This window comes from Flavobacterium sp. CSZ (assembly GCF_015350725.1).
GTDB lineage: Bacteria > Bacteroidota > Bacteroidia > Flavobacteriales > Flavobacteriaceae > Flavobacterium.
This window is the reverse complement of record NZ_JADKPQ010000019.1, coordinates 30,544-53,880: the sequence shown is the minus strand read 5'-3', so window position 1 is coordinate 53,880 and position 23,337 is coordinate 30,544. Positions and strand designations below refer to the sequence as shown.

Below are 23,337 nucleotides of genomic sequence, written 5' to 3'. Positions count from 1 at the left end.
AGAGAATAATGACAGCACTTTTTAAACGTAGAATATTTTATCAAAATAAATTATCCTTTTTGGGTCTAGGAACAATTTTGATAGGTATATATATTTTCGCTCCAATTGCAATAACACATATAAGTATGCTAATTCCTCTTGAAGGAACTATTAAGGCAACAAACTACTCAGAGGGTATCAGTACAAGTAAAGATAAATATGGACATGAAACTTATGGTAGATTTTCAACTTTAGTTTTCTCTCTTAATGAATTTAACAAATCCTTTATTCTATCTGGAGGTTCTGCCAATCCCTTATATAATGGATATACTGAAAATGATAAAATAGAATCCTATTTAAAAGGTTCAGATAAAGTTGTTGTATGGATAAAAAGATGGGACAAGAATCAAGTTGAGCCCGAAGTTTTTAGAATCGATATCGACGGAAGAACAGAGTTCAATTTTGAAACTAACCGATCAAGAGCTCAAGAATTATTATTTATTTTACTCATTTTTGGTTGTTTATGTATTTATTTGGGTAATAAAATTGAACAATCTAAGGCAAAATAAAGTTAGCGCTCATCTTTTTTTGAAAGTGGTTAGATAAAAATAAATAGTTAATTCTGATTTAAATATATTCATGACACAACAAGAATTTTTATTTCATTTGCAAGGAGCCAGTTTGGTTTCCCTGAAATTTGCAGAGCGTTATGTCAAGGATAAATTAACTACTGATTTCAAATACAATATAATTTTTACTCCACCCAATATTTACGGAAATGTTGATCAATTTGATTTTTATCCTGAAGATGAGGGAATTATAAAGTTAAATTTAACCGATAATGAAGTTGTAGATTTACTTTATCGAAAGAACAAAATTCCCGTTTGGATCAATATAAGTGTTGTTAAATCAAGTAGAAAAAGTACAACTTTTAATCTTCTATGCGCTGGAAGATATTCTGAAAATAAAGAAGAATACTATTATTATGATGATGGATTTCCGCCATTTGGAATTAAAAGTCCAACGTTTCCTATTGGTTATAGGGAGGGCGAAAAATTTTGGCTTAAAAAAAGGCAATTTACTTCAATTATAGATTTTACAAGAATTAAAGCAAAATTAAATTCATGGAAAAAAAGATAACAACAGACAGAAGGATTTTATTTACTTCTGCCATTATTGGAGTTTTACTTTCTTTTCCTTTAACCGGATTTATTTATGGATTTTCTATCTGCAAAGATTGTGGAGAAGGAATAGGCGGAATATTCGGCAGAATACTTATTGGTTTCGTTGAAGCGATTCTAACTACAATTACATTAGGTCCTCCCTGGGATAATGAAGGCGGAACAATAAGTACCAATCTTAGGTTTTATGTTTTTCTGACTGCTTTAATTATTACTTTGATTCTTTTTTTAATTCGAAAAAGAAACCAGAAAAAGTATTAAAATATAATATAAATCAAGAGTTGAAGCTTCTCCTTTTTAGAATTAAATTTTAAGACCATGATTGCAAAATTTCTATCCTTGCTATTATTAATTTTAAGCTTTCAGGCCAAAAGTCAAAATGAGGATGAGAGTATAAAAATTGAAGATAATTCGATTTCGGCTCAGCTTTACACAAAATGTTTTGAGAATCTGAATCAAGGTTCTAAGGTTTTAGAAAAATATACTGCTTTTAAAAATGTGAAACTTTGTTCTCTTGCATATTGATATGATGCTTTTGGCATACCAGGATAAAGAAATTCAACAAATGGGCAAAAACCGCTTGATAGGAATTGCGACACAACTCTATCACGAAAAAACTCCAGTTATATTAATTATGGGAATGGACAGTTCTATCGAAGCCCAAAAGAGAAACCAAAACCTCGATGATGACGATCACATCGTTTATATCAGCTATGGAGAATGCACAAATCCGGTATTTCTAAGTAAAGCCGCTGAAATTGTAAACAAGCAAACCAGAACATTAGTCTATCAAAACAGATAATAATTTTCTTTGCAATTCATCTATTGGATATTTATAATAAAAAAGTACTATTTTAGTATTCGCCAAAACAAAACTATATAAATGAAATATTCAGAGGAAATACAAAAATTACTTCCGCTAGGTTACCTTTACCTTGTAATATTAGGAATACTTAAGGAGAGTATTTTTAACTACCAACTAGGAATAAACATTCTGAAATACTCAACTATTATGGATATCTTAATTAGTCCAATTGCAGAGTTCACTTCAAACCCAATAACATTGGTTTTTATAGTTTCGCTTTTTGTATTTCATTATTATTTGCCAAAAATATACCTCAGGAACAAAGACAATAAGACGCTTCAGAAAATATTTGAATTGAAAACTACAGAAGAATTATCAGAAGAGGAAATTAATAAATATCACATTTTTGCTTCTTTTAAAATGTTTGCTTTGATATTATTATCATTTTTTGTTGGAACAGGAGTTGCGGGTGGTTACATGACTATGCACAGTATAAAAGAGAATAAATTAAAATACAATAATATACTAAACTACAATAGCGGCGAATCTGAACAAATTTTCCTCATTAACTCCAATAGTATTTATTATTTTTATGTTCAAAAAGGAAATAAATCTATCAAAATTGCGCCAATTGGTGCCATAAAAAATATAGAGAAAGGCTTAAACATTGAAATTCTTTCGAAATAAAGGTTTAAATCTAAAGATTATATTTCCTTAAAAAACTGATAATCAGTTTATAAAATCAATTTAAAACGCATCATCATGAAGGATTTAAAAAAATATAGCAATAAAACAAAGGCTGCTTTTATTTTACTTATTGTGATGCTGATCATTTTGTTGGGAAATTTTAATACACTGCAAAATTCAAAAAATGTAAACGAGAATATTAATGCGATTTATAACGACCGATTGGTGGTGGCGCATTATATTTTTCAGTATTCTAAAGAACTTCATTTTATAAAAGCCGAGGCGGAAAAGCTTGATTTAAGCGATAATACTAAAAAAAATGAGATCATTCATACCTTAGACGTGATTCATAATATTGATGATTTGTATGCGAAAACCGTTTTGACGAATAAAGAAAAACAGTATTTTGATACCTTCTTGATTTCATGTAAAGAAATAAACAAGCAGGTTGCAAGCAAAAATTGGAGTAAAATTGCAAGTCTGAGCCATGATGCATTATTGACTTTAGAATCATTATCGAATATTCAGATTCAGGAAGGAAAGGCTAAATTGGCCAGTGCGAATGCTATGTATAGTAAAAACAATAGCCTTGGGCAGCTGCAAATTGCTTTGCTAATTATTTTAGGCGGCATCACTTTTTATCTTTTAATTGTAAAGAAAATCAAGCGCAGCATTAAAATTCCTGAACCGCCAAGTATGAACTAACTAATTTTATTTCAGCTTTCTGTCTTCTTCCTTAATCGCAAGATCGTTTATACTGGCGAACCTTTTTTGCATAAGACCATTTGCATCAAATTCCCAATTTTCATTTCCGTACGCTCTGAACCAGTCTCCCTGAAGATTTTGATATTCATATTCAAATCGAACAGCTATTCGGTTTTCACTATGTGCCCAATATTCTTTTTTTAGTTTATAGTTTTGTTCTTTTTGCCATTTTTTAGTTAGAAAAACTACTATTTCTTCCCTCCCGTTTACAAATTGGTCTCTGTTTCTCCATTCGCTGTCTATTGTATACGCTTTCGAAACTCTTTCGGGATCCTGACTGTTCCAGGCGTCTTCGGCCAACTGGATTTTTTGTATTGCTGTTTCATATGTGAAAGGTGGCAACGGTAGTTTTTGTTCCATTTTTATGAAATTAGGGTTTGAATGATTTTTTTTGATTGTTCTATCAATTGATTCGATTTGAATAACTGGCTTTCGATAATACAGCTTTCAAAAAGTAAATAAGTATGATCTGCGATAAGATTATCTCCTAAAATAGCTTTAAAATAGTGACGTAAATCTGTTTTATGGCTTTGAATTACGTTGAGAATCTTTACATTATCTGAAGGGATTTCAGATAGAATATTAAGAAAACTACAGCCTCTAAAATTCTCTTTCTGATTCATATCTATCAAAAAGTCAAAAGAAGCCAGAACTTTTGATTTCGTATCTTTTTGGGTCAAAGTGAAGTTTTCTAATGCATTGAACCAAAAAGAATGACGCTCATTTAAAAAAGCCACGCACAAATCTTCTTTTGATTTAAAGTGCTGATAAAAACTCGCTTTCGCTACTTTGGCTGCTTCTATAATCTGATTAATACCCGTAGCATTATATCCCTGCTTGTGGAATAAAACTGAGACTGTATCTAAAATTCTTTCTTTTGGTAACATTTGATAATCGTTCTAAGATATGCAAATGTAAATAATTATTTTCTACAAACAGACAAGTCTGTCTGTTTATTTTTTTTTTATATTTCATAACACAAACTTGTCATCTCGACGTAAGGAGAAATCACACTATGAATTCTGCATAGTAAATCGCAAATCTTTGTCGAGTTTCGAGTTTGATCTCTACTTACGTCGAGATGACAAAAAAATGAAATTCAATAAAAACAAAAATTCCAAATTCCAATATTTAATTGGAATTTGGAATTTTATTTAAAATCTACCAGTTGGAATTTAATAATTCAAAAAAAATATTATCTGCTCCACTCTGTGATACTATCTTTATTTAATTTTACGTAATCCTGGTTGTTTGCAGCTTCAGCAGCGGCAAGAGAAGCTTTTGCAGTTTCAACCGCACCTTTTTTGTCTCCTTGTTTTGCCTGGATTTGTGATTTTAATCTTAAGATAAAATATGGTTTTTCAGCACTCATATCTAATGATTTATCGATATAAGTTCTTGCTGTCTCGATGTTTCCGTTTGATTGAAACAAATAAGTTGCAGCAGCAAAATAATCATTAGCTGATGGTCCGTTTAGCGCTTTTTCGATACTTGCTGTAGCGATTTTAGCTGTTGGAACTTCGAATTTTAAAGCTACATGAGAGTTTTCCCAAGCCATATCAAGATATCCGAAGTTTGGATCTAAACCATTAATACCAATCGTAAATGTCTCAAGTGGAGTTGGTAAAGCATCTTCTTTTACAGTAGTTCTTAAAGCCACATAAGCATCGTTCCAGTTTTCAGGTAATCCCCAGTTGTCTGTAGAAAGATAAAAAATCACTTCCCAGCTTTCGATTTTAGGAATGGTATAAATTGCATATTTTCCTTTTTTCAATGTTTTACCATCGATCACTACATCATCACTAAAATTAATGATTGTATTTTCGTTAGCTCCGGTTCTCCATAATTTACCAAACGGAACTAAATTCCCGAAAACCGCTCTGCCTCTCGCGCCCGGCCTTGAGTAGGTAACTTCAACATCAGTTAATCCAACTGTTTGTTTGATATACCCTTTAGGGCTCGCTTGTGGTGTTTTTATTTGCGCCTCTGTAGCAAAAGGAGCCAAAATTATGGCTAATGCAATAAGTATTTTTTTCATTGTTTGAGTTTATTTTGTTTTGTTCAAATTTACAAATTCAATTACCGAACAAATGTTAAATTTTCTATAATTCAGCATTTTAACTGTGATATTTTTTGAGCATTTAATTCGCTGAAATCATTGATAATACTATCTGCATCTGATAAATCCTGCAGTTTAGAATGATGGCTGTTGTATCCCACACAGTAGATTCCGGCCGCTTTTGCTGCTTTTACACCATTTGTGCTGTCTTCAATAATAATACATTCTTCTTTTGGTGCTTTTGACAACGAAGCCGCATGAATAAATATTGCCGGATTTGGTTTTGATTGAGGAAAATCTTCCCCGCTAACAATATCCGTAAAATACTGATGCAGATTGAATCTCGTAAAAACACGATCAATCGTAACTTTTGAAGCCGATGAAGCCAGAATCAACTGTTTTCCGCTGGTATATAAATCTTTAATAAGATCTTCTACACCTTCTAAAAGATACAAATCTTCTTTGGTATCAAAAGCATCATTAAATATACTTCTTTTTCTTTGGATTAAATCTTCAACTTCGTGCTCAATAGTTGGAAAAAATCCTTTTAGCGTCTGAAACGTATTTCTAGTCGAAAATCCGGTAAACGAAGTGTACATTTCCTCGGTTACTGTAATATTTAATTCTGAGAATTGTTTGTAGTAGGCATAACGATGAACGGGTTCAGTGTCTACAATTACACCATCCATATCAAAAATTACTGTTTTTATCATTTTTTTTAGGTTCAAAGGTTGTGAGCAACAAAGGTTCAAAGTTTTGTTGTTTCAGGTTTCTCTGCTTACGATAACTTTGTCAAAGTTTTAAACTTTGACAAAGTTTACTTCGTTGCTGAACTTGAAACGTGAAACCTGAAGCATTTTTAAAACAAATTTTTACTCTTTCTTAAGCAAATGCCTGATCACGGTTTCGGCTACATATAGACCAAATAAACCCGGCATATAGCTGTTGGTTCCGTAGAATGACTTTTTAAAGTTTTTTCCGTCGGTTAATTTTAAGCTTTTTTCGTCTTGAATTTCAGAGGAGAAAACCACTTTTAGTTTGTTTATTTTTTCTGCTTTCAGGCGTTTTCTGATGGCTTTAGAAAAATAGCAGTTAATGGTTTTAGAAATATCAGTAACTTTTACTTTAGAAGCTAACATTTTTCCACCGGCGCCCATACTGCTAATGATTTTAACCCTTTTGCGTTTCGATGCAATAATAAGGTTTAATTTTGGCGTAATACTGTCTATACAATCCAATACATAATCAAACTCTGGAGATACGATCTCAAACGCTCTTTCCGGAGATAAAAACTCCTGCACGCGGGTAAGTTTCAATTCAGGATTAATATCCATTAAACGATCTCCTACGATTGTAATTTTAGGCTGACCAACAGTTGAATGCAAAGCTGGTAATTGTCTGTTGATGTTTGTAATATCGACTACATCTCCGTCTACAATTGTCATACTTCCTACTCCCGCTCTTGCCAAAAACTCAGCCGCAAATGATCCAACTCCGCCTAAACCCACTACCAAAACATTGGAGTTTTGTAAATTTTGTAATCCCTCTTTTGTAAATAAAAGCTCGGCTCTTTCTGTCCACTCTGCCATATATCTTCTTTTGTTATTTTTTATTTGTTTTAATAATTTGTTCCAAGTTTAATTCCCCGGCTTTTAAAAGCCCAATCATTAATCTTGCTTCTTTCTCTATTATCTTTCTCTATATTCTATTCTCTATATTCCATTCTCTTTCCTATACTTTCCCCTTCACAAACACAGCTGCAAAATTACTTGAGATAACCTCTTGTAATTCATTAATTGTTATATTTTTATATTCTGATGCCAGATCATAAACTTGCTTAATACTTTCTTCAACTGTATCTGTTTCAAGAAAAAAACGATCGTTTGGGGTATTCTGAAATACCGTTTTTAAATCCGGATTTTTTAATAAATATTTCCCAAATGAAAGATAAAACCCTGCCGTAATTAACTGATTGGCGATTTGACTATTTTTAGAAAAACCATGAATAATCATTGGCACTGAAATTTTCATTTTCTTTTTAATGCCAATCACTTCCTGAAAAGCGGCAACACAATGTATTACCACCGGCTTTTTATATTGTTCGGCCAAAGCCAGTTGTTTTTCAAAAACTATAATTTGCTGTTCCAACGGAATTTCAATTCGTTTGTCTAAACCACATTCGCCAATGGCCAGGCAATTTTGTGTCTGTAGTTTTTCCTCAATAATTCTGAGGTCTCCATCAATTTGATCTTCCTTAATATACCACGGGTGAATGCCTATAGAATAAAACGGAATCGAGTCATCAAATTCATTTGGATATTGATTGACCAACTCCAATATATTCGGTTGATTCGTAAACTGATGAGTATGAAAATTAAAGAATTCCATTAATGAAATGTTTTAACGCCAGCTTTTATTTCGACATTCAAATCATTTTCTAGAGGAACAAGCGGACAAGAATATTTATGATTATAAGCACAATACGGATTATAAGCCTGATTAAAATCAACAGCAATTGTATTTCCTTTCGGGATTTTCAGGTCGATATATCTTCCTCCTATATAACTTTCTTTTCCGGAAGTTAAATCTGAAAAAGGCAGAAACAAATGATCTTTATATTCTTTAGTTTTCGAAAGTTCTATATTTCTATATACATTCAGCTTAAGTGCAACGCCATCTATAGTAAAATATAAAGTTCCATATTTAATGTACTTTGGTGTTCTGGTTCCTGTAGTTTTCATTTCGAAAACTTTTTCATTTTGTGCTTTTTCGAATTTCGCGTTCACAAAATATTTACTGTTTATAGGATAAAAATCTAAAGTTTTAAAAGTCTTTAAATCTTCTTCCATCAACGGACTTGTTTTAGGATCAGCATATTCACTATTAATGGTCTTGTGAAATTTTTCAGCTTCTTTTTGATCGAATTTATTTTGTCCAAAACAAAAATTCATCATCAGTAATACTAAGAAAGCAATAACATTTTTCATCTTTGAAATTTTGAGCAAAAATAGTTTAAAAGTAACAAAGCAGCAACCTGTGATCCCTACAAAGTTTTGTAACTTTGTTGCAAATAACTTATTTATAATGCTCAAGACCGCTTTTAGTCACTACATCAATAATTTTAAAGGATTCTCAAGAGAAATTTGGATACTTACAATTGTCACTTTTATCAATCGTGCCGGAACGATGGTTCTTCCCTTTTTATCCAAATATTTAAAAGAAGATCTTCAATTTACTTATAATCAAGTGGGTTGGATTATGGTGGCTTTTGGTTTAGGATCGATGTTAGGATCGTGGTTGGGCGGAAAATTATCTGATAAAATTGGTTTTTACCGCATCATGATTTTTAGTTTATTTACCAGTGGGGTTTCACTTTTCTTTATACAATATGTTACAACTTTCTGGACATTGTGCATTGCCATGTTTGTCTTAATGACCATTGCAGATATGTTTCGTCCGGCAATGTTTGTTTCGCTTGGTGCTTATGCCAAACCTGAAAACAGAACAAGAGCTTTGACTTTAGTGCGTCTTGCGGTAAATTTAGGTTTTGCTGCCGGTCCTGCTTTAGGTGGTTTGATTATTATGGGAATTGGATATTCAGGTTTGTTCTGGGTTGATGGGGCTTCATGTATTATTTCGATTTCTATTTTTGCTTTATTGGTTAAGGAAAAGAAAAAAGTGGTTCATGAAGATAAAACCGAAAGTGCTGCCGAAATAAAATCGGTTTTTCATGATAAAATCTTTTGGGTCTTCTTGTTTGTGAGTTTTGTAACGGCTATGATTTTCTTCCAGCTTTTTACCACTTTACCTTTATACCATAATGAGAAATTTGGTTTAAGCGAATTTCAAACCGGATTATTAATGACCTTAAACGGATTGCTGATCTTTGCTCTTGAAATGCCAACGGTTGGTTTTATGGAAAGAAAAGGATTTCCTAAAATCAGGATTATTATTCTTGGATCATTTATAATGTCGCTGAGTTTCTTTTTATTATTGATAAATGTTTGGGCAGGAATTCTTGTTATTAGTATGATTTGTATTTCGATTGGAGAAATTTTGACTTTTCCGTTTTCGAATGCTTTCGCACTGAGTCGTGCTCCACGTGGTCAGGAAGGCCGTTATATGGCATTATATACTATGAGTTTTAGTTTGGCGCATATTATTAGCTCTAAAGTTGGATTTGAAATCATCTCCCGATTAGGTTATCAAATCAATTGGTTCTTCATGGCTTGTATTGGAGTTATTGCAACGCTTTGTTGTTTATGGATTAAGAAGGCATTGCACAAAGAGAAAGTTCTCTGAATATTTTCTCTGCAGGTACTCATCTGGCGATTTTACCCCCGTTTTCATGCTCTCAACTCTATCCAAACGTATTTTTTAGTTAAATAACTATTTTTATAGTTGTGTAACTAAAAAAATAGTTGTAGGTTTGAATTAAAATTAGAAAACATGCAAAAGTTAACCAACAAGGAAGAGGAAATCATGCAAATTTTATGGAAACTTAAAAAAGCATTCGTAAAAGAAATACAGGCAGAGATAACTGAAGATCAACCACATTACAACACACTTTCTACAATTGTGCGCAATCTTGAAGAAAAAGGTTTTGCGGGTCATAATGCATTTGGAAATACGCACCAGTATTATCCAATAGTTACTTTAGAAGCGTATAGCAAAAAGTATATGAAGACTGCGATCGACAACTATTTTAATAGTTCGTATAAAAATATGGTTTCATTTTTTGCTAAAGAAGAGAAAATTTCAGCAGCCGAATTACGTGAAATCTTAGCCATGATTGAAAATCCAAAAGAAGAAAAATAATTATTATGGAGGCAATTTTCATATTTATCGCAAAATCAAGCGGATTGCTTGTATTGTTTTATTGTGCTTACTATTTTTTACTGCGCAAAGAAACTTTTTTTAGCAGTAACAGATGGTTTTTATTGGCTGGGTTAGTCACTTCTATTGTTCTGCCTTTTTTGGTTTATACAAAAACTGTTTGGGTCGATCCTACTCCGCTTTTGTCTGATAATTTTCAAATTAATACACCACAAGTCAATGCGGCTACATCTCTAACGGTCGATTGGAATTTAACTTTATTAGCTGTTTATACTATAGGATTTCTGGCCTTAGTAATAAAGTTTGCGTTTGATTTTTATAGTTTAAATTCTGTACTAAAAGGCAAAAAGATAAAACAACAAGCTGACTTTAAATTTGTAGATATCAACGAAAATATTGCCCCTTTCTCTTACTTTGATTATATCGTGTATAACTCATCACTGTACAGCGCCTCAGAGTTAGAAAGCATTTTGGAACATGAAAAAGTACACAGCGAGCAAAATCATACCATAGATGTTTTAGCATCAAGAATATTTTGTGTCTTGTTTTGGTTCAACCCTATTATGTGGCTGTACAAAAAAGCCATTCTGCAAAATCTTGAATTTATTGCAGATAATGAAGCCGCACAAAAAATATCCGACAAAAAAGCGTATCAATACACGCTTTTAAAAATAACAACACACGAAAATTGTGTTGCCATTACCAATCATTTTTATCAATCATTAATCAAAAAACGAATCATTATGTTAAACAAAAAACAATCAAAAAAGAGAAATTCCTGGAAGTTCTATGTGATACTTCCGGCACTTGTGGCTTTTGTACTTTTATTTCAGGTTGAAGTAATTGCAAAAGAAAAACAACAGATTATAAAAGATCTTTCGGGAGAAATTAAGTCTGTGGATGTGTATAAAATTAAAAAGAATAGTACAGACGCAGAATTAAAAGATATAAAAGAGAAATTAAAATCAAATCACAATATTGTTTTTGAAGTCTCTGACATAAAAAGAAATGCCGAAAGTGATCTGACTTCGCTTAAAATTGATATCAAAAATGGCGACCAGATATCACAATCTATCCAAACGGGAGGAACTAAACCTATTAAAGATTTCGGAATAATTGTTACAACCGATAAAGACGGAAAGAAACAGGTAGGTTTTCAAACTGGTGATGAAACAAATAAAGATCAAAGAACCAGTAAAACAATAACAATAAAACAAAATACCAACGGCAATACTAATTCTGATAAAAATGCTAAAACTAATCATATTAATGATAAAAATACTAGTTCAGGTGCTAGTACAAATACTGTAAGTACAGATGCAGCTACTTCTTATAGCTATAATATAGATAGTAACGTTAAAAACGGAACTGTTATAACAGTATCTTCAGGTGGAGATAATACACAAAAAGGAGAGCCTTTAGTAATTGTAGATGGCGTTGTAATTACTACAAATAAAAGTACAGAAGAACTTCAGGAGCTTAATATTAAATCTATGAGTGTTTTTAAAGGTCCTGAAGCTTCAAAAAAATATGGTGAAGAAGGTAAAAACGGAGTAATTGTAATAGAAACTAAAAAAGAATAGTTTCTGTTGCGTAAAATCTAATAATCATGCAAAAGTTAACCAATAAAGAAGAAGAAATCATGCACATTTTATGGAAGCTTAAAAAAGCATTCGTAAAAGAGATACAGGCAGAGATTACGGAAGACCAGCCGCATTACAACACGCTTTCGACAATTGTACGCAATCTTGAAGAAAAAGGTTTTGTAGGGCACAATGCTTTTGGAAACACGCATCAGTATCATCCAGTAATTACACTGGAAGCTTATAGCAAAAAGTATATGAATACTGCCATTGACAACTATTTTAATAGTTCATATAAAAATATGGTTTCATTTTTTGCTAAAGAAGAGAAAATTTCGGCTGCAGAATTACGTGAGATCTTAGCTATGATTGAAACTCCACAAGAAGTAAAATAATCGTTATGGAAGCACTTTTCACCTTTATCGCAAAATCCAGCGGATTACTAGTACTGTTTTATTGCGCTTATTATTTTTTATTGCGCAAAGAAACCTTTTTTACCAGCAGCAGATGGTTTTTACTGGCAGGTTTGATCACCTCGATAATTTTACCGTTTGCAGTATACAACAAGATTGTTTGGGTTGAACCTGCTGCTGTTGAAGTTTTGGCTTTAGATCAAAAAACTTATGGCGTTTCAAATTTAAATTTTTCTCAGATTCCAATTCATACTATTGAAAATGAGTCTTTTGAAATTAATTGGAATTATGTTCTGCTAGCTATTTACATACTTGGTTTTCTTGCCCTGGTCATAAAGTTTGTCCTTGATTTTTACAGCTTAAATTCTGTTCTAAAAGGTAAAAAAGTACAACAACAAGCTGATTTTAAATTTGTAGATATTAACGAAAACATTGCTCCGTTTTCTTATTTTGATTATATCGTATACAACTCATCAATGTATACAGCATCAGAATTAGAAAATATTATTGAACACGAAAAAGTACATAGTGATCAGAATCATACTATAGACGTCTTGATTTCGCGCGTATTTTGTGTGCTGTTTTGGTTCAATCCAATAATTTGGCTGTACAAAAAAGCTATTCTGCAAAATCTTGAATTTATTGCAGATAGCGAAGCTGCCAAAAAAATATCCGACAAGAAAGCGTACCAATACACGCTTTTAAAAATTACAACACACGAAAGTTGTGTTGCCATTACCAATCATTTTTATCAATCATTAATCAAAAAACGAATTGTCATGTTAAACAAAAATCAATCAAAAAAGCGAAATTACTGGAAGTATTATGCTATAATTCCTGCGCTTGTAGCTTTTGTGTTTTTATTTCAAATTAATATAATAGCACAGGAAAAAGAACGAAAAGAACTAAAAGAAGTTGCCGGGAAAGAAAGTCAAACAGATGTTTACAATATTAAAAAATCAACAACAGATCAGGAATTAAAAGAAATAGTTCAAAAAGTAAAACAAAACCATAATGTTGATGTTGTAATATCTGATGTGAAAAGAAATTCGGCTAACGAATTGACAGCTATTAAAGTCGATATTAAAAAAGGAACAGGAGAAGTACAAACTTTTCAGGTTGAAGGAGATAAAGCGATTAAAAATTGTGGTATTGTAATTATTACGGAAGATAATGGTTCTAAAAAAATCAATTTATTTGCGGATGGGGATAGTGACAGCGCAATGACTGATGAAAATTACGTTGCAGAAGTAAGAGAATATAATAGCCAGGGTATCATTGCTCCACCAGTTCCGCCTACACCTCCGTCAACAGCATCATTACCACCAGCACCTATAGCTCCGGTAGCACCTGTATTGCCAAAGGAATTATATCTTCCTCCGCCGCCTAATATGTCAAAAATGCCAAAACCTCCGGTAGCGCCAAAAAATCCTGAGGATAAAGTTGCAATGAAAAATTTCGAAAAAAAGATGGAGGAATTTGATAAAAAAATGAGCCTTATTGAGCCACAAATGGCTGCTTATGAAAAGCAAGTAGACCAAATTATAGCAAAACGCGAACTTGGGTATGATAAAGAAATGGAAAAGTTCGAAGTTGCAATGGGAAAATTTGAAGTAGAAATGGATAAATATAGCGCCATTATCGAAAAGCAATTTGGAGCCGAATTTGAAAAAAAGATGGAGCAATTTGAAAAAGACATGAAAGTGTATGAGAAAAGTATGAAAGAACATGAAAAAGATTTCAAAAGAATTGAAACACAAAGCAAAAAATCTTAATTCAGGAAATATCCCAAATCATACATGAAAAACTCATTTTTACTAGCCTCTCTCCTATTGGTTTTTAATTGGTCATTTAGTCAAAAAAATGAAGATCAATTAATCGAACAAAAAATTGACAATTACATTAAAGAAGTAATACAAATAAATAAAATCCCCGGAGTAGCATTGGGCGTTATAAAAGACGGCAAAGTTATTTATGAGAAATATTTTGGGAAAGCCTCTCTGGAAGAAAATAAAGCAGTGGATAAAAACACTGCTTTTAAACTCTTCTCTACAACTAAACTTATTACTAATGTTGGCGTGTTTCAGCTTATCGAAAAGGGAAAATTATCATTAGAAGATCCTATTTCTAAATACCTAGACAATCTGCCCAATGAATGGCAAAAGATACAGGTCAAGAATTTGTTGTCCCATTCTTCCGGATTACCTAATATTATCATGTTTGAGGACATAAAGATTACATTGCCTTTTGAAGAAAAATTGGCGATTTTATCTAAAAAACCAATGGAATTTGTTACTGGAAATGAATACAGTTATAATCAGACCAATTATTTATTTCTAACCAAAATTATAGAGAAAATTACCTGTTTAACTCTTGAAGATTATATTTTGCAAAATCAGTTTCCTGCAATACAATCAGGGGTTTATTTTTCATCTAATTTTGGAGAAAATTTTCCTAATAGTGCTCCTCGCTATAATTATGATATTAAAACAAAGAATTATACAAAAAGCATTTCAAATTTTGGGTTTGATGCACATTCTGCCAATGGCTTAAACATTACTTTACAGAACTTTATACGCTGGAACGAAAATCTGGATAAAGATGTTTACCTTAATAAAGAAACTAAATATTCGATGTGGAAGCCTTTTGCATTTGCCAACAATACAGATCGCTTTGCTTACGGCTGGGAAATTGTTCCTGTAAATAAAATTCTTTCTTATGGCTTTACGGGAGGAAATGAAACGGCATTTAGAAAATTTCCTGATAATAAATTAACAATTATATTTTTAGCAAACGGACATAGATATTCTTCGTTGTATGTGCAGAGTCAGGTAATAAACCATGTCGCGGCAATTGTAGATAAAAAATTAACAGATGACTACTACCTTACCGGTGAAAAAATCAATCAGAACTTTCTAAAATTAAATATCGAAGAAGCAAAGAAAAATTATTTAGATACAAAAAAAAGCCATCCTGATTGGGATTTTCAGTACCGATTAAATCTTATTGGTTATACCTTAATCGATCACGGAAGAATAAATGACGGCATTAAAGTTTTAGAATTAAATACAATAGAAAATCCAAAATCCGGAAATGCATATGATAGTCTGGCTGATGGTTATTTTAGAAACAATCAGTTCGAAATTTCAAAAGAAAATTATAAAAAGGCATTAGAACTAAGACCTGATAATGCTAATGCAAAACTAATGCTGGAGAAGATTGACAAACTTTTACAGAAGAAATCATAAAAGCTGGAAATAATCATCTTTTATTGCGTAAAATATTCATAAAAAAGACTTTGCCCAACCGCAAAGTCTTTTTTTATATCTTTGCAAAAATTAAAATGCCATGTATAAAATTTTAGCCAAAATCAATAAAGTTCTTTTACCTAGCTTTACCAAACAAGGTTTAGACATTTCGAAAGCAAAAAAATGGCAAATGGCTATTATTGGTTATCGTGCTTTTGTTACAAAACGCGCATTGCAATAATCAAAATATCCCCATCCTTATATTAAAGAGTTGAGGTTAATTTCAACAATACCTCTTGAGATAGAAATTATTACTTCGTAAATACATTTCTTATCGCATCAATTATTTCTAATGAAAAACAAAGATTTTAATATCCCTCCTATTTACGCTGTGCTTTTAGCGATTGTAAGCGTACAATGCGGAGCTGCAATTGCCAAAAGTTTATTTCCCACAATTGGAGCTGCCGGAACCGCCTCTATCCGAATTGGGTTATCGGCTGTAATTTTACTATTGGCTTACAGACCCAATCTAAAAGCAATCACGCCAAAACAATGGAAAATAGTCGTTCCCTATGGTTTATGTTTGGGTGCAATGAATTTAATTTTTTATTTAGCAATAGAAAGAATCTCTATAGGACTGGCCGTTACGCTAGAATTTGTAGGACCTTTACTGTTGGCTATAATTGGCTCAAAACGACTGGTAGATTATTGCTGGGTGATATTAGCAGCTATCGGAATCGCTTTAATCGCTCCCTGGACAAATGAAGGTATCGATCTTTTAGGAGTTTTCTTTGCGCTTTTGGCTGGTGCATTATGGGCTACCTATATAGTTTTGGGTGGAAAGATTTCTCAAATTATGAATGGTGGCCAGGCTGTATCAACCGGAATGTTATTTGCGGCAATTTTAATCCTCCCTTTTGGTATTTACGAAAACGGACTGTCGCATCTTACTCCAAAGCTTTTTGGCATGGGTATAGCGTTGGCGCTTTTGTCAAGCGCAATTCCGTTTACACTTGAGATGAAAGCTTTAGGACAGCTTCCACCACGAACTTTTAGTATTTTAATGAGCTTAGAACCAGCGGCAGCTTCTATCTGCGCTTTTATATTCTTGCAGGAAAAGCTTAATATTTATGAAATTGTGGCTGTATTTTGCGTTGTTATTGCTTCGGCCGGATCAACATTAACCGCTAAAAGATAAGCTACAAAACTTCTAATAATTAAAATTCCAAATTCCAATTTAAAAGTTGGGATTTGGAATTTTTAATTATTGCTTTTTTTTTATAAAACAGCTATTATTTTTTAGGCAATAATACAGTATCTACAACATGAATTACACCATTAGATTGATTCACATCTGCAATGGTAACTTTAGAATTGTTTCCGCTTTGGTCAGTGATGTATAAATCTTTTCCTTTCATCCATGCAGTAAGAATTCCACCGCTAACCGTTTTAAGAGTTGCTTTTCCTTTTCCTGCTTTTATTGCTTTAGCAATATCAGAAGCATTCATTTTTCCTGCAACAACATGATAGGTCAAGATCGTTTGCAGCATTTTTTTGTTTTCAGGTTTCAATAATGTTGCTACAGTTCCTGCTGGCAATTTGTCAAACGCAGCATTTGTTGGGGCAAAAACGGTGAATGGTCCTTTACTTTGTAATGTTTCTACTAAATCAGCAGCTTTTACAGCAGCTACAAGTGTAGTGTGGTCTTTTGAGTTTACGGCATTTTCAATAATATTTTTGTTTGGGTACATTGCAGCTCCACCAACCATTACAGTTTTTTGCGCAAATGATGTAAATCCAAATCCTAATGCTAAGATTGCTACGGCTAAAAATTTTCTAGTTTTCATAATTAATATTTTAAGTTATAAGCTCATTTACGCGGTAATAATTGTTTTGGTTTTATTAAATCTTCAAAAAAGTTTTAAAAACATTGAAACATCTTCAAAAAAGGCTGTAAAACAAGCTTTTAATACCTAAAATTATTTTTGATTATTTTTAAATTCAGGTTTATCAATATGTTAATTTTATTGTTAACTTTAGTAAATCAATTTATCATTTATGGAAAATCTACCTAAAAAAATCAGAAGTAAAAAGTTAAGTACAAGAGTCGATTTAACCCCAATGGTGAGTGTTTCTTTTTTATTGATCATCTTTTTTATGGTGACAATTGAGTTATCTAAACCAAAAGCGGTTGATTTAAGTTTGCCTGATAATGATTGGACTTGCGGTAACGGTAGATGGATCAGTTGTGGTGGTGGCGAAAGAACTGTTATTTTATTATTAGGAAGTAATAATAAATTAATATCCTACATGGGATTTATGGAAAATCCGATGGCTCCGGTCAAAGAAATTAGCTATGGTAAAGATGGTATTAGAAAAGAACTTTTATTAAGAAATAAAAACATGCTTGAATATTCGGCTCAATTAGGAAAACCCGGAAGAGGAATTACTGTTATTATCAAACCAAGCAAAGAATCTAATTATAAAAATTTAGTCGATATTCTTGATGAAATGGCAATTGCAAAAATTGACACTTACACTATTGTAAATGATTTTACACCTGAAGAATCAAATTTATTAGCGGCTAAATAATTTACTTAATTCTATAAAATCTATGCAAACTCTACCTAAAAAAGTAAGAAGTAAAAAGTTAAGCACAAGAGTCGATTTAACTGCAATGGTGAGTGTTTCTTTTTTATTGATCATCTTTTTTATGGTGACAATTGAATTGGCAAAACCTAAAGTTTTAGAATATGGAATGTCGGGTTGTGATGATTGCGGCGAATATTTTGGCTGTAGACATATAGACGAAAACCGTATATTGACAATATTACTAGACGAAAATGACGAAATAGTAACTTATTCAGGACTAATAAATTTCCCAATTGAAACCCCAAAAAAAGTCAATTATAGCAAAAACGGAATTCGTAAAGAATTAATTAGTAAAAGTAAAATTGTGCTTGAATATTCTAAAAACTTAGGGAAGCCTAAAAATGGATTAATTGTAATTATTAAACCAAGCCAAAAATCTAATTATGGGAATCTAGTTAATATTTTAAATGAAATGAAGATACTAAACATTCATAATTACAGTATTCTAAATGAATTTACTTCTGAAGAGGAAAAATTATTAGCTACAAGATAATCTTTTGAACACGACTGCCCTAGCCCTTATTGAAGTGGAAATCCTTTTTATTTTTTCCTTTAAAAAATAAAAAGATTGGACCGGAAAGCAGGATATAGCTCCTAAAAAAACTTCAATATTAAAACTCCAAACTCCAACTCGTCAAAGATTTCAAATTTGCTTGAATTTATAACTTTGCATTGTAACATAAAGTGGCTCTTTTTCTTGTACCTACAAAATCAAAAATCCGTTTTTATTCGCATTTTCGCTTGCGGATCTGTGTCATCCGCGTACTATTTCATAAAGAAAATCAAAAACAAAAATGCATAAAAAAAAGTCCCGCATTGCTGTGGGACTTTTTGTTCTAAATGAACTGTTATTTCTTGATAAATTTCATATTTGAACTTCCTTTATCCGACTTTACTTTTATAAAATAATTACCTGTTCTAAGCTGCGAAACATCGATATTAGAGACTGTTTTTGCATTTGGAATCGCGATTACCAATTGCCCTAAAGTATCATAAATTGCAAACGATTGTATTTCTATATCCTGCTTAGCGTTAATATTTAAAATATCATTTGCAGGATTTGGATATAAAGTAAAATAATTAGAGAATTCAAAATCCTGAGTCGCTAATGTTTTAAAAGTAGAGGTTGCTTTATTGGTTAAAATAGGGAAATTATAATCAAAATAAATATTGGCATCATTTGTAAAAGAATCTCCAACTTTTAATGTTGGTTTTGTTTTAATTTTAAAAGCAACATAACCGTCATTACTAGCATCATCAAAAGGAAGATTGATGTTTTCGAAAATAAATTCTACTTTATTTCCTTCTGAAATTTTAGTCACAAAAGAATGGCTAGAACTTGTTGGTATTAAAGTAGAAATATCAAACTTTGTTAAATCAATCATATCTTTTACTACAATATTTTGTGCTTTGTAGCTTCCGGTATTTTCAAAACGAATCATATAATGAACATACTCGCCTATTAAAACTGGCGTTATAACTGAACCCTCTAAACAAGTTTTATCGTTTGGATCGTAAGAACCTACAACAGTCTGATTTAAATTGAGTGCATTATCTAAAGGCATTTCATCTACATTCTGCGATGCGACAGCAGCGCTAAATTTTAAAATATCACCATTGTTTACAGCAGGAGTCTCTGTTGGAGTATTTGTGTTTAAAACAATGGTTATTTCTCTACTTTCAAAAGGCTTTAAGTTGGTAAAATTCCATTCAATATTACCAACAGATTGCTTTGAAAAAGCAATATTTGAAGATATATAATCTAAAATAGAATCGTCGAATTTAAAGCTAACAGTGCCTGATTGCGTTACATTTCCTTTATTTTTATAAATTAGTTTGTATTTTGAATCAAATCCTGGTCTGGCATTATTTAAAGGAAGTAATTGAACTTCTAAATCTTTTTTCTCCGTATTTGTAGCAGTAAGACAAAAATCCTGAAACAAAGGTGTTGTTTCTGCAGGTGTTGCTACGATTAAAGTTGTAGGCGAAATATTAAAATATTCCGGATTTTCTAATATCGGGCTTACTTCATAATTTCCTGTTTGAATTGGAAAAGAATACGATCCTGTTGCGTCTGAAATAACCGTACCTTCGGTCAAATTACTTTTTATTTTGAACTTTATACTTGAAACCGGTATATCAGACACCTCGCAACCATTATTGTTTGCATCTAATCGTGTGTTTCCTTGCAGCATAGTAAAAGCTCCGTTGGGAGTAAAACTGCAATATGAATTTACATTACAGGTGTAATATCCTAATCTATATACTTCTTTTTGAAAAGCTGCAATTCTAGACTCATCAACACAGATATACTGTAAATTTGGATTGTAATGTAACGAAAAATCAATATGTACATCGCGATCCAGATTGTTTAAAAAAATAGAAGTTAACTTACTATTCTCAACACAACTAAAAGTTGTCAGTTTTGTTAAGGATCTTAAATCTAAAGTAGTGAATTCATTTCTTAAGCAAACTAGATAATTAATGTTGCCGCAACCTGTTAAATTCAATTCTGTCAATTTATTATCACTGCAGGTAAGTGTGGTTAAATTCTTAAAATCAATTAAATTAATTTCACTTATCTGATTTTCTTGAAAATTTAATTTTTTGATGTTTTTTAATGTTTTAGTGTCCAAAGTGGTTAACTTGTTTCCTTCGCAACTTAAATCAATTATATTGCTAAGTCCTTGTATGTCTAAATTTGTCAATTGATTTCGTGCTCCATAAAATGTTTCCAAACTTTTTACTTCTTTAAGGTCCAGTGAAGTAACCCCTGTGTCATATATGCTAACTGATTTAAGTTTAGGTACATTAGAAAATGTAACAGTAGTTAATGTTTTAGAATCTGAAACTCCCAGGTTCTCAAGACTTGGCAAGTTTGTAATAGGTAAATTGGTTAGCAAAGTATTGTACAATGCAATTTTGGTCAACATATCACAGCCTGCAAATTGGAAAGACTTAAATCCTTTATAACTTACTTGTATATCATTGATACTGCTGCAGCCTGTGATATCTAATGTTTCGATATGAGAATTATTATCAAAGTATAAAGTTTTCAAACTTTTACAACCACTCAAATTTAAATTTTTAGTGTCTATAGTATAAAAGGCTAATTTTGGACATCCTGAAGCGTTAACATTTTCTAATCTGCTAAGTCCGTAAACTTTAGATAAATTGGCAAGGTTAGAAATATTAATATTTGGAGCGGTACAATTATCAAAAACAATAGAAGATACGGTGTCAAATCCTCTTAAATCCAAATCAATTGGAAAAGTAATATAATAAAAATAGAGATTGGTTGCCTTCGTTGTATTAGTATAACTAAGCTTGTCAACAGCGCCCCAGCTTACATTTAAATCATTTAAGGCACTACAATTTGAAACATCCAAATTTCCAATAACTCTTGATTTAATCTCGGCAATTACCAAGCTGGTACAATCGGATAAATTTAAGTTAGAAAGTTTACCAAAACCTGTATTGGTAATATTTGTAAGTGTGAAGGATTTCAATCCTGTACAACCACTAAAATCACCTACTACAATTGGATTTGCGATTATCAATTGTTCTAATAAAATACAACCCGAAACGTTTAAATCTGCTAAGACATAGTTTCCATTTGTAAATGAAAACTTATTTAATTTAACCAATTTGCTTGTATTTAAGCTGACAAGGTTATTAAAGCTACAGTCAAACTCTTGTAGTTCTGAAAGTTGCGACACATTTAAGTTGGTTAAAAGATTCCTATAGCAAATAAACGTTTTTAAACTGGTTAATCCTGTAATATTAATATTTGCCAGTTTATTTTCGTAACAACTTAAGCTTACAAGTTGACTTTGGCCTGATAGATTTAAATCGGTTAATAAATTATTAGAACAGGAAAGCTCTTTAAGCTTGCTTCCTGCAACTTTTAAAACCGTAAGCTTATTAGATTTGGCGACTAATTTTTCAAGATTAACACAGTCAGACAAATCTAATTGTTGCAACATATTGTTATCGGCTACTAAAGTTTTTAAACTTGAACAGCCTGATAAATTAATTGTTTCTACGTTAATTTTAGTACATTCTAAAGTTGTAAGAGCACTACAATTCAATAGATTAAGATTTTTAACTCCAAAATTAACCATGATAATTGCCGTAAGGTTTTTACAATTTGTAAGATTCAAATTTGTTACATAGCCCATAGAATCAAACCCGCTTATAGCAGTAAGAGCTGTACAATTTTCGACGGTCAGTTTATCAATACTGCAATATCTCACATCTAGCGTCTCTAGGGCGGTACAGCCCGATATATTTGCGTCACTAATTTTGTGGTCCGCTACACTGATAAATTTTAAAGCAGTACAATTTGCGGTATTTAAACTTGTTAGCGGATTACCGTAAAAAGTTAGGGTGTTTAAAGCTGTTAAATTTGATGTATCTAAAGTTTTAACGGAATTACTACCTAAATTCAGTACTTCAAGATTTTTAAAACCGGAAACATTTAAAACACTGATACTGTTATTATTAATTATAAGATTTTTTATAGCAGTACAATTTGTCAGGTCTAACGCTACCACTGAACTGTTGCTGCAATCTAAATTTTTCAGAGCCGTGAAATCCTTAAAGTCCAAAGTTGGAATTGCATTATAACTACAATCTAAAACCTCAATTTTGGTTAGTCCGGTCACATTCAAGGTTTTTATTTGGTTACGGGCACATTTAACTATTTTAAGATTATTTAAACCGGTCAAATTCAAAGCGGTCAATCCGTTTGAAGTCACGTCAAGCTCAACTAGATTTATAAATTTTGAGATCTGAGTAAGATTAGTAAGATAGCGCGAATCCATTTTTAAGTAAGCAATTGGCAGTACTTCAGATTCTTCAATCAAATTATTATTGTTTGTATCCACCCTAATATAATTTCCGTTGATATCTTTTGCAGGGCCTCCGCTTTCAGATGAGCTAAGCAACAGATCTTGAAAGCGAATGTCGTTAAAAGTAATAACCTGCGCATTCAAACCAGTAAAGAAACATAACGCCAAAGCTAAAAAGTAGATTTTTTTCATATAAGGAAATTTTACACAAAAATAACTTTTTAAGATAATAACACAACTTTATTTGTTAAAATATCTTAAAACTAAAAATATAAA

The 23,337-nt window shown here is 31.8% G+C and carries 26 protein-coding genes; 17 read left to right on the top strand and 9 right to left on the bottom strand.

The window, feature by feature from the left end:
- Positions 1 to 8: 8 nt before the first annotated feature.
- The 7 genes from IRZ78_RS19910 (at position 9) to IRZ78_RS19880 (ending at position 3,357) form a co-directional block, all read left to right on the top strand.
- Positions 9 to 548, top strand: a complete 540-nt coding sequence (locus IRZ78_RS19910) for a hypothetical protein (protein ID WP_194618188.1) — start codon at positions 9 to 11, stop codon at positions 546 to 548.
- Positions 549 to 618: 70 nt separating this feature from the next.
- Complete coding sequence (locus IRZ78_RS19905; RefSeq protein ID WP_194618187.1) at positions 619 to 1,119, top strand: hypothetical protein; 501 nt, start codon at positions 619 to 621, stop codon at positions 1,117 to 1,119.
- Positions 1,104 to 1,421 (top strand): hypothetical protein, encoded by a 318-nt coding sequence (locus tag IRZ78_RS19900; RefSeq protein WP_194618186.1) that lies wholly within the window; start codon positions 1,104 to 1,106, stop codon positions 1,419 to 1,421. Before IRZ78_RS19905 ends, IRZ78_RS19900 begins: the two co-directional genes overlap by 16 nt.
- A gap of 57 nt (positions 1,422 to 1,478) precedes the next feature.
- Positions 1,479 to 1,685: a hypothetical protein gene (locus IRZ78_RS19895; protein ID WP_194618185.1), complete on the top strand. Its 207-nt coding sequence runs from the start codon at positions 1,479 to 1,481 to the stop codon at positions 1,683 to 1,685.
- Positions 1,675 to 1,962: a hypothetical protein gene (locus tag IRZ78_RS19890; protein WP_194618184.1), complete on the top strand. Its 288-nt coding sequence runs from the start codon at positions 1,675 to 1,677 to the stop codon at positions 1,960 to 1,962. Before IRZ78_RS19895 ends, IRZ78_RS19890 begins: the two co-directional genes overlap by 11 nt.
- Positions 1,963 to 2,043: 81 nt before the next feature.
- Positions 2,044 to 2,652 (top strand): hypothetical protein, encoded by a 609-nt coding sequence (locus IRZ78_RS19885; RefSeq protein WP_194618183.1) that lies wholly within the window; start codon positions 2,044 to 2,046, stop codon positions 2,650 to 2,652.
- Between the two features lie 75 nt (positions 2,653 to 2,727).
- On the top strand, positions 2,728 to 3,357 hold the full coding sequence (locus IRZ78_RS19880; protein WP_194618182.1) for an MCP four helix bundle domain-containing protein: 630 nt from the start codon (positions 2,728 to 2,730) through the stop codon (positions 3,355 to 3,357).
- Positions 3,358 to 3,363: 6 nt separating this feature from the next.
- Here IRZ78_RS19880 and IRZ78_RS19875 read toward each other — a convergent pair whose 3' ends face one another.
- The 7 genes from IRZ78_RS19875 to IRZ78_RS19845 form a co-directional block, all read right to left on the bottom strand.
- On the bottom strand, positions 3,364 to 3,777 hold the full coding sequence (locus IRZ78_RS19875) for a nuclear transport factor 2 family protein (protein ID WP_194618181.1): 414 nt from the start codon (positions 3,775 to 3,777) through the stop codon (positions 3,364 to 3,366).
- 2 nt (positions 3,778 to 3,779) lie between these two features.
- Positions 3,780 to 4,304 (bottom strand): TetR/AcrR family transcriptional regulator, encoded by a 525-nt coding sequence (locus IRZ78_RS19870; RefSeq protein ID WP_194618180.1) that lies wholly within the window; start codon positions 4,302 to 4,304, stop codon positions 3,780 to 3,782.
- A 308-nt stretch (positions 4,305 to 4,612) separates the two neighbouring features.
- Positions 4,613 to 5,455, bottom strand: a complete 843-nt coding sequence (locus IRZ78_RS19865; RefSeq protein WP_194618179.1) for a DUF2911 domain-containing protein — start codon at positions 5,453 to 5,455, stop codon at positions 4,613 to 4,615.
- A gap of 71 nt (positions 5,456 to 5,526) precedes the next feature.
- A complete protein-coding gene (locus IRZ78_RS19860; protein WP_194618178.1) occupies positions 5,527 to 6,189 on the bottom strand; it encodes an HAD family hydrolase in 663 nt (220 codons plus the stop codon).
- Between the two features lie 159 nt (positions 6,190 to 6,348).
- Positions 6,349 to 7,065, bottom strand: coding sequence for a tRNA threonylcarbamoyladenosine dehydratase (locus tag IRZ78_RS19855; protein ID WP_194618177.1), 717 nt, complete (start codon positions 7,063 to 7,065; stop codon positions 6,349 to 6,351).
- Between the two features lie 142 nt (positions 7,066 to 7,207).
- Positions 7,208 to 7,864, bottom strand: a complete 657-nt coding sequence (locus tag IRZ78_RS19850) for a TatD family hydrolase (RefSeq protein WP_194618176.1) — start codon at positions 7,862 to 7,864, stop codon at positions 7,208 to 7,210.
- A complete protein-coding gene (locus tag IRZ78_RS19845) occupies positions 7,864 to 8,463 on the bottom strand; it encodes a DUF1684 domain-containing protein (RefSeq protein WP_194618175.1) in 600 nt (199 codons plus the stop codon). The genes IRZ78_RS19850 and IRZ78_RS19845 overlap by 1 nt, the downstream gene beginning before the upstream one ends.
- Positions 8,464 to 8,560: 97 nt before the next feature.
- On the opposite strand from IRZ78_RS19845, the gene IRZ78_RS19840 reads away from it, so the two are divergent.
- The 8 genes from IRZ78_RS19840 to IRZ78_RS19805 all read left to right on the top strand — a co-directional run bounded on the left by IRZ78_RS19840 (position 8,561) and on the right by IRZ78_RS19805 (position 16,754).
- Positions 8,561 to 9,778 carry an MFS transporter gene (locus tag IRZ78_RS19840; protein WP_194618174.1) on the top strand — a complete coding sequence of 406 codons (1,218 nt, stop codon included), beginning with the start codon at positions 8,561 to 8,563 and terminating at the stop codon, positions 9,776 to 9,778.
- 147 nt (positions 9,779 to 9,925) lie between these two features.
- Positions 9,926 to 10,294: a BlaI/MecI/CopY family transcriptional regulator gene (locus tag IRZ78_RS19835; protein WP_194618173.1), complete on the top strand. Its 369-nt coding sequence runs from the start codon at positions 9,926 to 9,928 to the stop codon at positions 10,292 to 10,294.
- 5 nt (positions 10,295 to 10,299) lie between these two features.
- Positions 10,300 to 11,895, top strand: a complete 1,596-nt coding sequence (locus IRZ78_RS19830; protein WP_194618172.1) for a M56 family metallopeptidase — start codon at positions 10,300 to 10,302, stop codon at positions 11,893 to 11,895.
- A 26-nt stretch (positions 11,896 to 11,921) separates the two neighbouring features.
- Positions 11,922 to 12,290 (top strand): BlaI/MecI/CopY family transcriptional regulator, encoded by a 369-nt coding sequence (locus IRZ78_RS19825; protein WP_194618171.1) that lies wholly within the window; start codon positions 11,922 to 11,924, stop codon positions 12,288 to 12,290.
- 5 nt (positions 12,291 to 12,295) lie between these two features.
- Complete coding sequence (locus tag IRZ78_RS19820) at positions 12,296 to 14,083, top strand: M56 family metallopeptidase (protein WP_194618170.1); 1,788 nt, start codon at positions 12,296 to 12,298, stop codon at positions 14,081 to 14,083.
- Positions 14,084 to 14,107: 24 nt separating this feature from the next.
- Positions 14,108 to 15,556: a serine hydrolase domain-containing protein gene (locus IRZ78_RS19815; RefSeq protein WP_194618169.1), complete on the top strand. Its 1,449-nt coding sequence runs from the start codon at positions 14,108 to 14,110 to the stop codon at positions 15,554 to 15,556.
- A 100-nt stretch (positions 15,557 to 15,656) separates the two neighbouring features.
- Complete coding sequence (locus tag IRZ78_RS19810; protein WP_194618168.1) at positions 15,657 to 15,797, top strand: SsrA-binding protein; 141 nt, start codon at positions 15,657 to 15,659, stop codon at positions 15,795 to 15,797.
- Between the two features lie 111 nt (positions 15,798 to 15,908).
- Positions 15,909 to 16,754, top strand: a complete 846-nt coding sequence (locus tag IRZ78_RS19805; RefSeq protein WP_194618167.1) for a DMT family transporter — start codon at positions 15,909 to 15,911, stop codon at positions 16,752 to 16,754.
- 94 nt (positions 16,755 to 16,848) lie between these two features.
- Here the strand turns inward: IRZ78_RS19805 and IRZ78_RS19800 are convergent, their stop codons facing one another.
- The gene (locus tag IRZ78_RS19800) at positions 16,849 to 17,403 is read right to left on the bottom strand and encodes a fasciclin domain-containing protein (protein WP_194618166.1); all 555 of its coding nucleotides are present in this window, start codon (positions 17,401 to 17,403) and stop codon (positions 16,849 to 16,851) included.
- Positions 17,404 to 17,614: 211 nt separating this feature from the next.
- Here IRZ78_RS19800 and IRZ78_RS19795 point away from each other — a divergent pair, with 211 nt between their 5' ends.
- Together IRZ78_RS19795 and IRZ78_RS19790 are read left to right on the top strand one after the other, a co-directional pair.
- Positions 17,615 to 18,148, top strand: coding sequence for a biopolymer transporter ExbD (locus IRZ78_RS19795; protein WP_194618165.1), 534 nt, complete (start codon positions 17,615 to 17,617; stop codon positions 18,146 to 18,148).
- A gap of 22 nt (positions 18,149 to 18,170) precedes the next feature.
- Positions 18,171 to 18,701 (top strand): biopolymer transporter ExbD, encoded by a 531-nt coding sequence (locus IRZ78_RS19790; RefSeq protein WP_194618164.1) that lies wholly within the window; start codon positions 18,171 to 18,173, stop codon positions 18,699 to 18,701.
- A 355-nt stretch (positions 18,702 to 19,056) separates the two neighbouring features.
- On the opposite strand, the gene IRZ78_RS19785 is transcribed toward IRZ78_RS19790, so the two are convergent.
- Positions 19,057 to 23,253, bottom strand: a complete 4,197-nt coding sequence (locus IRZ78_RS19785; protein ID WP_194618163.1) for a T9SS type A sorting domain-containing protein — start codon at positions 23,251 to 23,253, stop codon at positions 19,057 to 19,059.
- Positions 23,254 to 23,337: the final 84 nt, after the last annotated feature.